11 protein-coding genes are annotated in these 13,137 nt (G+C 66.6%); 2 read left to right on the plus strand and 9 right to left on the minus strand.

Annotated features, from left to right (window positions below; all coding sequences use genetic code 11):
- Positions 1–4: 4 nt before the first annotated feature.
- The 9 genes from ACOQPP_RS09660 to ACOQPP_RS09700 all read right to left on the minus strand — a co-directional run bounded on the left by ACOQPP_RS09660 (position 5) and on the right by ACOQPP_RS09700 (position 10,402).
- Positions 5–3,211, minus strand: a complete 3,207-nt coding sequence (locus ACOQPP_RS09660) for an Ig-like domain-containing protein (RefSeq protein WP_420636404.1) — start codon at positions 3,209–3,211, stop codon at positions 5–7.
- A 207-nt stretch (positions 3,212–3,418) separates the two neighbouring features.
- Complete coding sequence (locus tag ACOQPP_RS09665) at positions 3,419–4,588, minus strand: hypothetical protein (protein WP_420636405.1); 1,170 nt, start codon at positions 4,586–4,588, stop codon at positions 3,419–3,421.
- A gap of 70 nt (positions 4,589–4,658) precedes the next feature.
- Complete coding sequence (locus ACOQPP_RS09670; RefSeq protein ID WP_420636406.1) at positions 4,659–6,680, minus strand: redoxin domain-containing protein; 2,022 nt, start codon at positions 6,678–6,680, stop codon at positions 4,659–4,661.
- Between the two features lie 68 nt (positions 6,681–6,748).
- Positions 6,749–7,309, minus strand: coding sequence for a hypothetical protein (locus tag ACOQPP_RS09675; RefSeq protein ID WP_419165388.1), 561 nt, complete (start codon positions 7,307–7,309; stop codon positions 6,749–6,751).
- Between the two features lie 3 nt (positions 7,310–7,312).
- Positions 7,313–7,744, minus strand: coding sequence for a hypothetical protein (locus ACOQPP_RS09680; RefSeq protein ID WP_420636407.1), 432 nt, complete (start codon positions 7,742–7,744; stop codon positions 7,313–7,315).
- The gene (locus tag ACOQPP_RS09685; protein WP_419165390.1) at positions 7,737–8,324 is read right to left on the minus strand and encodes an RNA polymerase sigma factor; all 588 of its coding nucleotides are present in this window, start codon (positions 8,322–8,324) and stop codon (positions 7,737–7,739) included. Before ACOQPP_RS09685 ends, ACOQPP_RS09680 begins: the two co-directional genes overlap by 8 nt.
- A gap of 158 nt (positions 8,325–8,482) precedes the next feature.
- Positions 8,483–9,688 (minus strand): hypothetical protein, encoded by a 1,206-nt coding sequence (locus tag ACOQPP_RS09690; protein ID WP_420636408.1) that lies wholly within the window; start codon positions 9,686–9,688, stop codon positions 8,483–8,485.
- 88 nt (positions 9,689–9,776) lie between these two features.
- Positions 9,777–10,178, minus strand: coding sequence for a type II toxin-antitoxin system death-on-curing family toxin (locus tag ACOQPP_RS09695; protein ID WP_419165392.1), 402 nt, complete (start codon positions 10,176–10,178; stop codon positions 9,777–9,779).
- A complete protein-coding gene (locus ACOQPP_RS09700) occupies positions 10,175–10,402 on the minus strand; it encodes an AbrB/MazE/SpoVT family DNA-binding domain-containing protein (RefSeq protein ID WP_419165393.1) in 228 nt (75 codons plus the stop codon). The genes ACOQPP_RS09695 and ACOQPP_RS09700 overlap by 4 nt, the downstream gene beginning before the upstream one ends.
- A gap of 112 nt (positions 10,403–10,514) precedes the next feature.
- Here ACOQPP_RS09700 and ACOQPP_RS09705 point away from each other — a divergent pair, with 112 nt between their 5' ends.
- Both ACOQPP_RS09705 and ACOQPP_RS09710 read left to right on the plus strand, forming a co-directional pair.
- Positions 10,515–12,752, plus strand: coding sequence for a S9 family peptidase (locus ACOQPP_RS09705; RefSeq protein WP_420636409.1), 2,238 nt, complete (start codon positions 10,515–10,517; stop codon positions 12,750–12,752).
- A gap of 99 nt (positions 12,753–12,851) precedes the next feature.
- Positions 12,852–13,136, plus strand: coding sequence for a DUF3883 domain-containing protein (locus ACOQPP_RS09710; protein ID WP_419165395.1), 285 nt, complete (start codon positions 12,852–12,854; stop codon positions 13,134–13,136).
- The last annotated feature ends 1 nt before the right edge of the window (position 13,137 follow it).

Genomic DNA, 13,137 nt, shown 5'->3' on the forward strand with positions numbered 1-13,137 from the left:
GGGCCTATCTCCTCTCCTCACCGAGCGCGCGATAGGTCACGACGTCGAGACCGCCGACCCGCCCAAGCGCCGCCGGAAGATCACCGTTCCAGTCGTCCAGGATGCTCCGAACTCGTCCACTCGACGGATCGCGAACGACCGAAACCGTACGTTGATCGTCCACACCGATCGTGGCCGTCCCCTCCGGTCCCGTAAACGTGATCCGATCCGGGGCTTCGGCCGAGATCATGAAGAAGAAATACTTGTTTCCGAACTGATCCTCCTCCGGCCTGAACGAGATGGAGAATTCCGGGACACCGTCCTCGAACCCTTCGAGGCGGTATGGACCGGGCCCGTCCGGAAGACGCTCCGTGGCCGGCACCCGGAATGCCGGCTCGATCCGCAGCTCCCCATCAACGACACCGCCCCACAGAACGAGCACCTCGGATCTCGGCTGCGGCGCCGCGGGCCGGGCGTCAGCCTCGACGCTATCCCGGTGGCTGATCACCTTCTCGAAGTTGTAATCGCTGAGCCAACCCTGCGCGTAGCAGTATCCCATTATGTCTCGGCGGGTCTCGGGAACGACGACGCTGCCGTCTCGGAAGTCGTACCCCCACCCTCCGATGCCCCCGTCCCGGTGCGGAAAGCCGGGATCGACTTGGAGCGGATTCCCACAGGGAGCATGATCCAGGTTCAGGTTGTGACCCACTTCGTGGGCGATTTCGGCGATCGTCGGCTTGCCCATGCTCACGGGGCCACCCAACCTCGCGATGCCGCGCACGTAGCCGTTGACGCTCGAGGCCGCTCCATACCAGTAGCCCGTACCTCGCTCGATGGCCCGAACCCCCTCGAGTTCGAGAACCAGGCGCCACTGCCCCGCCGACGTCGTCAAGTCTCGGGACGTCACATACGTGTCCCGGCTGCGGGCTCGGAACTCGCCGAACGGGAACGCATGCCGGACGAGGCCCACCTGCCAGCTGTCATCCCCGATACCGTCAGTCCAGCCGTAGATCGAGGAGTCAGGTGCCGCAGCTTCGACCACTGGAACCACGGTCAGCTCCATCGGGGGCACCTCCACCACATCCACCAGCGCGAGACCGGAGGCGGGATAGCGCGTCTGGCTGCCTTCAGTCAACGGAACCGCCCCCTCAGGATCCGCTTCGACCACGAATTCGAGACCCGGCTGGATAAGGTCGCCAGGAATGACCGCATTGTAGGATCCGCGGAGGTCACCCTGATCAGCGAAGGTTGGCAATATGGGATCCGGCAGAGCCATCGTGACTCGGTGCACCTCCTCTCCGCCCCGGCTGAACTTCGCCACGACCTCCGGCTTGTAGAACGCGTTCGGCACGGCGCTCGTAGGAAACACGCGGAGCAGCGCATCGCGACCGGCAATGAGCGGAACATCGCCTGTCGGCCTCTGGATGGCCTGCGTGAGATAGATCATCGGAAGTGTCAACTTCACCCCCTCCACGTTTTCGCACCGGGGACCCTCCACGACAGCGACGCCTTCAAGCCACGTATCGAAGCCCCGCGTTGGAGGAATACAGAGGCCTGTGTTCTCGTACTGCAGGACTTCGAGCTGCGTCAGGTTTCCTATCGTGAACGGAATGAATCCCTCCAGGCCCTCGTTGCCATTGAGCCGTAGCGTCCTCAGCGCGGCCATGGATCCGATGTCCTCCGGGAGTTGTCCGGTGAGTTCGTTGTCAGTGAGATCGATGCCGTCCAGCTCGGTCAGACCCGCTATGACCCCCGGCAGCCGTCCGGTCAAACCGTTATTCGTCATCGACAAGGACCGCACACGTCCACCCTCGGCCGTGATACCGTACCAGTCTCCCACATCCATATCGGTATTCCAGCCACTTGCGTCGTTCCAGGACTCGCCGCCCGTGAGATCGAAGAACTCCGACAACACAAAGCTTTCGACGTCAGCCGGATTGCATTCATTCAGCTCTTTTTCGGCAATGCCGTCCAGCCACTGTCTGAATGCATCGTCCAGGGGCGGACAGAGAGCGGTTTCGTATGCCCAAAACCGGGTCAGTTCCTTCAGGTTCAGGAGGCTGTGTGGGAAGAGTCCACTAAGACCTGCATTCCACGTCAGGCCAAGGCGCTTCAACCGGACGAGATTTCCGATCTCCCAGGGCAACGGCCCCGAGAGATCATTCTCGTCGAGAACCAGGGTCTGCAAGGACCGTAGTCCGCCCAGTTCCGGCGGGAGAGGGCCGCTCAGTTGGTTCCGTAACGCCCCCAGACGCTCCAGCAGCGAGAGCTTGCCCAATTCGGGGGGGATGGGACCTGTGAGCTGATTGTCGTGGAGCAGCAGAATCGTCAGATTATCCAGGTCACCCAGTTCGCGAGGCAGGGAGCCTTTCAGTCCGTTGTTCACAAGCGTGAGACCATCGACCCGGCCGTTCGGACCGACCCTTACACCGAACCACTCCGACAGAGGCGCCCCCGTCAGCCAATTCGTGTTGCGCCTCCAGTCATCGCCTCCGGCGTCGCGATACAGACGTTCCAGAGCCTCCCGATCCCTGGATGGGTCGGAGACAGCGACGGATATCGTTACGGCGTTGGAATCCGATACCATGATGACTGCCGTAGACCCGTTGTCGACGGCCGTCACCAGCCCTGTCGAGTCCACAATGGCGACAGACGGGTCAACGCTTGTCCAGGTCGCTGCGACGTCGACACCAGTGATGGCATGGCCATTGGCATCCGCGTGGGAGGCGGTCAGCCGCGCCGTGCTGCCGATCCTGTCGAACTCCAGCCGGGATGGCGTCACAGTGATGCCGGCCGGAACCTGCATCACTGTAACGAGCGCGTTTGCCGATGCGCGCGCCACACGGGCCGTGATCATCGTCGTACCGTTGTTCAGGGCTGTCACCAGCCCCGAACCATCCACGCCCGCGACCGAGCGAGCGCTGCTCGACCAGGTCACGGACGCCCCGCCGATCGGCTGTCCAGCCGGGTCGCGCACGTCGGCGGTGAGCCGAACCGTATCGTCCAGCGCAGCCAACGTCGCCTCGGGTGGACTTACCGAGACCGTCAGAGGCGGTGCCGTCGGCGGCGGTGGCGGTGAAGGGTCGGGACGTGTCGCGGAGTCTCCACAGGAGACCAGCAGAAGCAGCACACCGGCACAGCCGATCGGTCTTGCGTGAGCAGTCTTCGCCGCTACCTGCTCCTGTTTCTGAGGTAGGGGGGCGCGGCGGCGGAGGGCGGGTCGACCGTTCATCTTCAATGAGGTGGGGCCTAACGCTGTTCCGGTGGTGACTCGGGGAGACCCCGGCTAGTGCCCGGGATCAGCCCGCAGACGGCACCGTTCTCGTTACGATTCGAGGCGGGGACACGCAAGTACGAACTGGCCCGCTGGGCGGTGGTAATCCTACGAAAGGCCGAAAGCGTTTCACACCCCCATAATTGAGGGGGTGCCGCAGACGGTCTATCCGACAACCTCCACGAGTTCGTAGACGGCCACGGTGGGGATATCGAACGCGTCGCGTTGCAGGATGAGGACCCAGTCCGAGCCGGCGTCGAGGAGGACGGAGCCGCCGGGCATCGTGAGGCGCCGCTGCCAGGCGCCGTCTCGGTCCAGCAGGTGCAGTTCCTCCCCGGGGGCCTGCCAGCGATAGGTCCTGATCCACACGCGGCCGTCGGGCAGGGCGAGGATGGACTCGTAGGCGGGGAAGCGCTCGGGCAGGTAGGCCCGCCTCTCCGGCCAGACTTCTCGCTCGAAGCGATCCCCGTAGTCGGCATAGTAGTCATGGGCCGAGAGGTATTCGCGGTACCGCTGCACCTGCTCGTCGGTGACGGCGAGGTCGGGACCGGCCCAGCGGGCCGTGCGCGTGACCCGGCCCGTCCAGTCCAGATGCTCCACCTCGTAGTTGTCGGCCGTCCCGAACCACACGCCCGTATCCACGGCGGCGTAGATCACATCCCGTCCCCAGTAGCTAGGTCGGGAGCTGGTCGCGGAAACACGGGTGCGCTCAGCCCCCGGAATCCCGGAGCGCAGGACGGTCACACCGTCGCCCAGGGCATACCTCAGCGACATGCGCCAGCGCCACTGCTCGCCTACGGTCCGCTCCAGGACGCTTCGCCGATCCTCCGGCCACGGCGTGAAGACGAGGTGACCATCGGCCGAGCAGGCGGGTTCCCCGTAGGGACGCACGCCGCTCGCGTGGAGGGCGCGCGTGTCGACGACGTTGCCGTCGAGATCCAGTTGGGTGATCCGGTCCTGGACCCAGTCGAAGACGGTGATCGCCGCACCCGGGCAGTTCCGCAGGAGGCGCAGGCCCCGGTATTCTCCGGGCCCGTCCCCTTCCCGCCCGCTCGTCCACAGGTGTTGTCCGTCCGCGTCGTACCTGCGGACGTTGTGGCTCTGCTCGTCCACGACGACGATGCTGCCGTCATCCAGACGAACGGCGCCCGCCACGTCCCCGAAGATGTATTCGAGTGGACCATCGAGCGCGCCGATGCGGACCAGCGGCTCCCCGGCGATCGTCAGGTCCGGGGCCCGCGGCGCCGCGCTCTCGACCGCTTCCTGGGCCCCGATGGGTGCTGCGACCCCGATGGGCGCGACCGCCAGCGCTGCGATGGCGAGCGTCGAGATCATCGGCCGTTGTCCCGGGCGCCGCGCCGGAATCGCTGGGCGGTGCCTGGCTCGAGGGGTGTATCGGCGGCTCTCAAGGCGAAGCCGTCGCGTCGGCCGTAGTGCGCAGGGCGTCGATGCGGCGGGCGGCGCCTTCTTCGTAGCCGGATTCCTCGAAGCCTTCGCGCTTGAACTGGATGAACCCCGCCTGATCCAGGTAGAACGTCGTCGGATAGCCGAGGATCTCGTAATCCAGGGCGAGCCCCTGCTCGTCGAACAGGACGGGGAACGTGAAGCCGCCCTCCTCGATCTGCCGCGCGACCTGTTCGCGGGGAGACCCCGCCGTGGCAACGGTGAGGAACACGACATCCTCGTCGTCTTCGTACGTCTTCAGGAGTTCGACGAAGTGCGGGAACTCCTCGATGCACGGGCCGCACCAGGTCGCCCAGAACTTGAGCACGACGATCTTCCCCTCGAGGTCGCTCAGCCGCCACTCGATTCCGGTCTGGTCCGCGAACGCGAACGCCGGGGCCTCGCGCTCGAGTCGATTGCCCAGTTCGCGCCGCTCCATCTCCTCCTCAACGACGGGGCGCCGCACGGCGAGCCGCTCCTCGACCGTCTCGGGAGACAGGTCAGCCGCCGCGGCAGCTTCATCCGCGAGCGGGCGGAACCGGGATCCGCCGAACGCCAACGCCTCCACGAACGCGTCCAGAGCCTCCGCCGGCCGGTCCGTGCGCAGGAGATGACGCCCGTATTCTCCCAGCGTGGTCTCATCTCTGGATTCTGTCGCTACCTGCTCGAACAACTCGCCCGCCGATTGACTATCGCCGAGTTGCGTGAGGGCGCGGGCCTGGAGGATGCGGGCCATGTCGATCAGGTTCTGTCGCGACCGCTCCCGCTCGTCGCCCTGGAGGCCGGGGTACAGGTATCCCGGGCTGTGGGCTCGCAAGTCTTCCTCGATCGCGGTCGCCGCATCGAGCACGGCCCGCGGCTCGATCCCGAAATAGAGCAGGCCGCGGAGTGCGGAGAACACGCCCTCACGCCAGCGGACCACGGCCATCGAAGCATCGAACAGCTGCCCGGCCACCTCCGGTTCGAGCGGCGCATGCGGGGGTTCCGCCACGACGGTCGCCGCCCCCCACACCGTCCTGCTGCTCGGCGCATCACCGGTGATTGAAGCGAGCGCACGCTGCGTCACCACCGTGTGGTTGCGGTCCACCCACGCGCCGCGGCGCCCGAGATCCCGTGACTTCAACCCCTCGGCGGCGAGGCGCGCCATGTCGACCGTACTATCCGCATACCCGCGCCGCGCCATCTCGAAGTCGCTGGTCAGGTCCCAGTACCGCAGGTCGTCCGCCAACACTCCCCGGTCGGGCGCCGCCTCGAGTCGTTCCAGCCAGCGGTCCGCGTCGTCTTCCCGCCGGAGGATCCCGAAGTCGTCGTATCCCGCCGCGAGCCGGTACAGGACCGGGGCCGCGACGTCCGCATCGTCTTCGGCCTCGGCCGCGAGCGCGTCGAGCGCGGCCCCGATCGAATCCCTCACGACCTGTGCCCGTTCGCCCTCCTCCTGATCGGCGAGCGCGGCGCGGAGCGCATCCGCCGCGTGGAGCAGGATCTGGTCATCGGGCCGCATCGCCCGCACCTCGGCGAGGATCGCGCCGTACGCGTCGAGCTGTCCGAGGTCCTCCGCCGCGTCCTGTGCTTCGTTGTAGATGACGGGCCGGTCCGGCGCGCGGCGGAGTGCCTCGGGGAGGATCCGGAGGATTTTCTCCCCGTACCTCCGATCGGTCTCGAAGATGCCGGCCCAGCGAAGATCGTGGACGTAGCCTTCCCAGGCAGCGGGATCGCCGGGTTCCAGTTCGAGCACCCGCTCCCAGGCCTGCGCGGCTGCCGCATGCAGACTGAAGTAGCTGGCCAGCGTGGCGTACTGCCGGTGTGCATCGGCGTCATCGGGTGATGCGGCGCGCGCCGAGTCGTAGCGGGCCTTGGCGCGCTCGAATTCGATCGCTTCCATGTCGGCTGCCGCGTCGGCCATCAGTTCGGCGTGCGGGCGGGCGTCGCCGCAACCCGCGAGGACCGATAGACAGACCCCCGTGAGGGTCAGATGCCATCTCATGGATTCGCTCCTGTGGACGTTGAGTCGCCATGCCCTGACGATGCCGGGACGGGTTGCGAAGTGCCTGGTCACATGGGATCGATCTTTGGGGTCACGATCAGGATGAGCACGGGCGCATCCGCAGAGCGGCGCGCCGATCCCACAACCACCCTCTGACCGTCGCGGATCGTGACGGAGGCTTCGAGAAGGGGTAGCGGCACCAGATCCGTAAGGGTCACCGTGGCGCGGACGGTCCTTGTGGCACGGCGCGCACGGACCTCCGTGCTGATCGCCAACGGAGTCCGGGCGTCGTCCAGGACGATTCTCTGCGACCCGCTACCGCTGACGGTGCTGCTATTGAGATGTGACAGGCCGACATTCAGCATCGACGTCGACAGGAGCCGGTATCCCCGGAAGCTGAAGAGCTTCCTGAGTTCGGCCACGACATCGCTGATCTCGGGGGCCTCATCGGTGAAACCATCCGCCTCGACCAGGTGAAACACGAGCTGGACGTTCTGGATGGTCTCCGCGGCCTCCTCAGGCTCCTGCGCGCTCCCGACGCCCGGAAGCGAGCCGAGGGCCAACAGCGTGATCAACGCGTATCGGATACTCGTTCCTCTCGCACCGCACCTCTTCTCCTTCTCAAACATCAGTCACTCTCCTCCGGGGCTGAGCAGCCATACAACGGCGATGTCGGGATCATTCGTGGGGAAGACCACGAACGGCCTGTCGGCCTCCACATCCATTTCGCTCACCATGCTCCGTGCGGGCGACGCGGGGGGGCCGTCGACTTCTTCGATGGCTCCGTCGGGCAACAGGATCAGGGCCGCCACGACCGCGGCCGCCGCGAGCGGCCCCACGGTCCACCTGCGCCGCAGGCCACGCCGCTCCACGGGCGTGGCGGACTGGTACGGTACGGGGGGCAGGCCTTCGCTCAGCTGGTTCGCCATTGCCGACAGGACGGCGTGCATGTTCCGCTCGTCCCGGGATATCCGCTCGGCGTCCCGACGCCCCCGAGCGTTCGAGCCGCTGGTCGCCTCGATGCCGTCCTCCGGACGTTTCGGCCTGTCATCACGCTCAGCCATCGTTCTCCCTGGTTTCCGTCCCCCCGGGTTGCGCCAACATCTCTTTCCGCATCCGGCGCCGCGCGCGAAGCAGATGTACGCGCAGCGTGTTCGGGTTCATCTCCAGCAGTCGCGCCGCTTCCGCAGGTCTCAGTCCCTGCAGATCCACCAGATCGAAGACCTCACGCTGCGTCATGGGCAGCCCCCGCAGCAGGGTCCGGATCAGGTGCAGCGTCCGCGTCATCTCGATTTCGTCCAGCGGATCCGCCAGTTGCGGCGTCCGGGCCTCGGCCCACCACCCCGCCTTCTGAGCCAGCCGCTGCTCCTGCCGCTTCGCTCGCTGGTAATCCAGACTCGTGTTCCGCGTAATCCGGTAGACCCAACTCGTAACCCTGGCGCGACCATCGAAGCTCTCGATCGAGTTCAGCGTCTTCATCAGGACGAGTTGTGCGACATCCTCCGCGTCATCCGGATCGCCGGTCATGACCAGAGCCCACCGGCATACGAGGGGACGGAGAGCGCCGGCCAGCCTCTCGAGCGCCCTTCGCTCTCCCTTCCCGGCCCGTCGGGCCAGATCCAGGATCTCTCGGTCGGAGAGCATGGCGCCCCCGGTCCCTTCCCCCGTGCGTGGTTTCGAAAGTGAGACGCGGGCAGCGGTCGGAGCGTTTACCTGGCGCGCCGTCGCGAGAACTCCGCCGCGTTCAGGTAAGGTCGGATGGATCGGTCTCGCGGCAAGACAGGAGAGGGAGCGAACAGTAGCTACGGCGTCGTTTCGTCGTCAGCCGCCGGTTTCGAGTTGTAGAGGGCCACGGTCGGGACGCCCAGTTCGTCGCGCTGGCGCAGGAGCACCCAGTCCCGGCCCGCGTCCAGGACGACGCCGCTCGGGAGCGTAAGGCGGCGAAGCCAGACGCCGCTTGCATCGAGGAGGTGCAGTTCCTCGCCCGCAGCCAGCCAGGCGTGGGTCTTGACCCAGAAGGCGCCGTCCGGCAGCGCGATCAGAGCTTCGTACGCGGGGAAGCGCTCCGGAAGCTGATCCCGGATGTCCGGCCAGACCTCCCGCTCGAAGTTCCGCCGGGCTTCCGGGTCGTCGTACTGTGCCAGCCAGCCTTCCCGATAGCTTTCGACGCGCTCGTCCGTCACCGTGAGGTCGGGGCCGGTCCAGCGGGCGACCCGGATGACCCGGCCCGTCCAGTCCAGGTGCTCGAGTTCGTAATCGTCGGCCGTCCCGTACCACACGCCGGCGCCTGCGGGCGCGAACACCATGTCGCGCCCCCACCAGCGCGGACCGCTGGCTCCAGCCTGGATGAAGAACCGTTCGGCGCCCGGGATCCCCGCCCGGAGGGTGACGACGCTATCGCCCTCGACGGATTCGAGGGTCGTGTGCCACCGGTAGAGGTCCCCCTCGGCCAGGTCTTCCTCGTAGCTCTCACCCATGTCGTCGGGCCACGGCGTGTACACCAGGCGACCGTCAGGCGCACAGAGGGGATCGTTGTAAGGGCGGACGCCGGCCGCAAGGAGCGAACGCGTCCCGAGTACGTTGCCATCGAGATCCAGCTCGGTGATGCGGGCCAGGCTCCAGTCGAAGACGGTGAGCGGCGCCCCGGGGCAGTTCCTGAGGAGCCGGAGCCCCTTGTACTCCCCCGGTCCCTCACCCGACCGGCCGCTGGTCCACAGGTGACGACCGTTCGAGTCGTATCTGCGGATGTTGCCGCTCTGCTCGTCCGCGACGACGATGCTCCCGTCCTCGAGACGCACAGCGCCCGTCACGTTGCCGAAGATGTATTCCAGCGGACCGTCGACGATGCCGACGCGCACCAGCGGTTCGTCGGCCAGCCTCAGGTCCGGATCCCGCGGAGCCGCACTCTCGACCACATCCTGGCCGGCGAGTGTCGGCGGCGGCACAAGGATCGAGACGGTGAGGAGCAGCACGGCGGCGCCTGGTACGCGGAGCCTGGGTCGGTTCATTATCGCCCCCGGGGAAACGTGGACAGGCAACGTCGATTTCTCCCACCGGGGACACAACTCCCATGCGGCGGGTTGCGTCGCGCATATCTCACGTACGACGGGGCTCGATCCGCGAGCGGAACCATTCGGCGATCGCTTCCTCATCCAGCTTGCCGGCGGCCAGAACCCACATCCTCTCCACCACCTCCTCGTCCGGCGCGACGAGGTCCAGGCCGTTGAGGCCGAGAAAGATGACCGCGGTGAGGAACGAGATGCGCTTGTTCCCGTCCCGGAACGGGTGGCCGGAGCAGATGCCAAAGGTGTAGGCAGCCGCAAGACGCGCGAGATCCGACCCGGGATCATAGGCCCATCTCTGCCGCGCCCGGGCCAGGGCCGCCTCGAGGGCGTCCTCGTCGCGAAGGCCGATCAGGCCGCCGTGCTCGCGCACCTGGTCGAGCTGCACGGCCTCGACAACGAGCCGGGGAACCCGGCGCGGCTTCGGCCGGGTCACTGCGCGAGTTCTCTCAGCGCCTTCCGATACCGCTTCTGAGCCTCGGCCGCGATGGCCAGCCCCTCCTCAACCTCCGGATCGTAGGGGCTCAGCAAGATCCCGTTTGCCGTCTCGACCGCCAACAACTCGTCGCCTGCCTCGAGGTGGAGGCGTTGCGCCATATCCCTTGGTAGCGTGGCCCCGACGGACCCGCCCATTCGCCTCAGTTTCACGCTTCGAACCATGAATCCCTCCAAGTAGCACCTCAATGCTACGCTATTCCGGGCCGCTCGTTCCTGCAAGGCGAAGGTCGTATGATGAGACGGACTCCAGTTCACCCTTGGTACCGAGGTTCAGATGCGCTCCCTTCCCGTCGCCCTCGTCCTTCCCGTGGCGGTGCTCGCGCTGCCGCTGGACGCGCCGCTCGCCGCCCAGCAGCGGCCGCTCACGTTCATGGATGTTCAGGAGATGAGACGCGCCGGCTCGTGGACGCCGAGCCCGGACGGGGCGTGGATGCTCTACACCGTCACCACCCCCGACTGGGAGGAAGCCGAGTCCCAGACCGACATCCACCTCGTGTCTCTGGACGAGGGCGTCCCGTCGAGCCGGCAACTCACCTACACCGAGGACAAGAACGAGACGAGTCCGACGTGGGGTCCTGACGGATCGTTCTTCCTCTTCTCCTCCAACCGGGACGGGGACGAGAACCAGCTCTACATGATGCGGCACGATGGGGGCGAGGCCCGGAAGATCACCGACGCGGAGGAAGGCGTCTCGGGGTTCGCCTTCAGTCCGGACGGGCGCTGGCTCGTCTACCGCTCCGGAGAGTCGAACCAGGAGCAGCTGTACCGGCTGCCGGCCGATGACCTCGCGGGGGCCGAGCCGGAGCAGATCACCGACGGCGAGGCCGGTGTCGACCAGTGGGACTTCACGCCCGACGGGAGCCGCGTCTACTTCGCGCGTCCCGACGCGTTCGATGAGGACGAGCAGAAGCGGCGCGAGGAGGGATTCACGGTCGACGTGCGGAACGCGATCACGCCCCTCTCGAGCCTGTGGAGCCTCGAGATCGAGTCGGCCACCGAGCGGCGCGAGACGGACGACCCGACGTACAGCATCAACGGCTTCACGATCTCCGATGACGGGCGCTGGATCGGGATCACCGGCGGGTCGACGAAGCGCTACGAGCGCAACATCACGGGACAGCGGCTGTACGCGGACCTCTACCTCATGGAGGTCGCGACGGGCGAGATCGAGCGCCTGACCGACAACTACGAGGTCGGCGAGGGCGGGCTCGGCTTCTCTCCCGACGGCCGCTGGATCGCCTTCTCGGCGCCGGATGAGATGGAACGCTACTCCATGACCGACAACCGCGTGTACATCCGCGAGGTCGGCGATCGCGGGGGCGCCTTCCGGAAGCTGGGCGCGGACTTCGACCAGAGTTCGAGCGTCGGGTTCTGGTCGGAGGATTCGAACACGATCTACTTCAACGCCGGCGTGAAGGTGACGACGCAGTTGCACGCGCTCGACGTGGAGACGGGCGCGGTGCGGCAGCTCACCGACGAGCGGGCCGCGCTCTCGGTGTCCCGGGATGATGACACCGGCACCCTCCTCCTCAACTACAGCGATCCGAAGACGCCGCCCACCGTGTTCACAGTGGCGGGCGTGGACGACGTCCCGGACCGCTCGGCGTGGACGCAACTGGTGGACGTGAACCCGCATGTGCGGGAGATCGCCCTCGGAGAGGAAATCGAGATCGACTGGCGTTCGTCTGACGGAAAGATGGTCGGGGGCGTCCTCGTCTATCCTGTAGGCTACGAGGAGGGGACGCGCTATCCGCTCATCGTCGCGATCCACGGGGGGCCGGCGTCGGCGGATGTCCTGCGCTTCAACGGCGGCTACAGCGCGCAGGTGTACGCGGGCGCGGGCTACGCCGTGCTCAAGCCCAACTACCGGGGCTCCCGCAACTACGGGAACGCGCACCGCACGGACATCGTGGGCGACTACTTCACGATGGGCTACGAAGACATCATGGCCGGCGTCGACTACCTGATCGACGAGGGCATCGTGGACGGCGACCGCATGGGCGCTCTCGGCTGGAGCGCGGGCGGCCACTGGTCCAACTGGATCCTCACGCAGACGGACCGCTTCAAGGCGATCAGCTCGGGCGCGGGGACGATGAACTGGATCAGCATGTACGCGCAGAGCGATGTGCAGCGGAACCGCCAGTTCTACGTGGGCGACGGCTTCCTGTACGAGGACTTCGACACCTACTTCGACCAGTCCCCGCTCAAGTACATCGCGAACGCGAAGACGCCGACAATGATCCACGTCGTGGAGGGCGACCCGCGCGTGCCGAGCCCGCAGTCGGTCGAACTCCACATGGCGCTCAAGAAGCTGGGCGTACCGACGGAACTGTTCATGTACCCGGGGCGCAGCCACGGCATCCCGGACCCTCGCAACCGGCTCGTCAAGGCGGTGAGCGAGATGGCGTGGATGGACTACTACGTCCGCGGGATCGGCAAGAACTTCCAGTGGCGGCAGGTCCTCGAGACGCTCGACGGCGAGGAGGGCCCCGTGGTGGTCTCGGAGCGGTAGCGCTCCCCGAGGGCGGTTTCGTTAGGCGGAACCTCGCGGGAGCCGAGTCCCTCCGCTATTACGAAACGCGGCCACACACGGATCACGCCGGGAGGTGACTTGAGCAACGAAGGCGAACTCCGCCTCATTGAGATCAAGGGGCTGGCGGCGGCGATGGGTACGATCCTGCTTACGCCCAACGAACGGCGCGTGGCCGAGGACCGCCGGGATTGCTACTGGCTGTATGCGGTGACCAACTGCGCGACCGACCCGAAGCTCGAAGATCCCATCTTCGATCCGGCCGGCCGACCCTGGCATGAGGTGAGGAAGGTGCAGCACTACTACCTTACCGTGGACGCCCTGAAGAAACCGATGAAGGTCCGCGAACGCAGCGAGGAGACGTAGC

It is taken from the genome of Candidatus Palauibacter sp. (assembly GCF_965222475.1).
GTDB lineage: Bacteria > Gemmatimonadota > Gemmatimonadetes > Palauibacterales > Palauibacteraceae > Palauibacter.

Excerpts from the sequence above, each read along its gene's own strand:
- ACOQPP_RS09705 (WP_420636409.1), top strand. The coding sequence starts at position 10,515 with ATGCGCTCCCTTCCCGTCGCCCTCGTCCTTCCCGTGGCGGTGCTCGCG.
- ACOQPP_RS09675 (WP_419165388.1), bottom strand. The coding sequence starts at position 7,309 with ATGTTTGAGAAGGAGAAGAGGTGCGGTGCGAGAGGAACGAGTATCCGA.
- ACOQPP_RS09670 (WP_420636406.1), bottom strand. The coding sequence starts at position 6,680 with ATGAGATGGCATCTGACCCTCACGGGGGTCTGTCTATCGGTCCTCGCG.
- ACOQPP_RS09660 (WP_420636404.1), bottom strand. The coding sequence starts at position 3,211 with ATGAACGGTCGACCCGCCCTCCGCCGCCGCGCCCCCCTACCTCAGAAA.
- ACOQPP_RS09700 (WP_419165393.1), bottom strand. The coding sequence starts at position 10,402 with ATGGTTCGAAGCGTGAAACTGAGGCGAATGGGCGGGTCCGTCGGGGCC.
- ACOQPP_RS09685 (WP_419165390.1), bottom strand. The coding sequence starts at position 8,324 with ATGCTCTCCGACCGAGAGATCCTGGATCTGGCCCGACGGGCCGGGAAG.
- ACOQPP_RS09690 (WP_420636408.1), bottom strand. The coding sequence starts at position 9,688 with ATGAACCGACCCAGGCTCCGCGTACCAGGCGCCGCCGTGCTGCTCCTC.
- ACOQPP_RS09680 (WP_420636407.1), bottom strand. The coding sequence starts at position 7,744 with ATGGCTGAGCGTGATGACAGGCCGAAACGTCCGGAGGACGGCATCGAG.
- ACOQPP_RS09665 (WP_420636405.1), bottom strand. The coding sequence starts at position 4,588 with ATGATCTCGACGCTCGCCATCGCAGCGCTGGCGGTCGCGCCCATCGGG.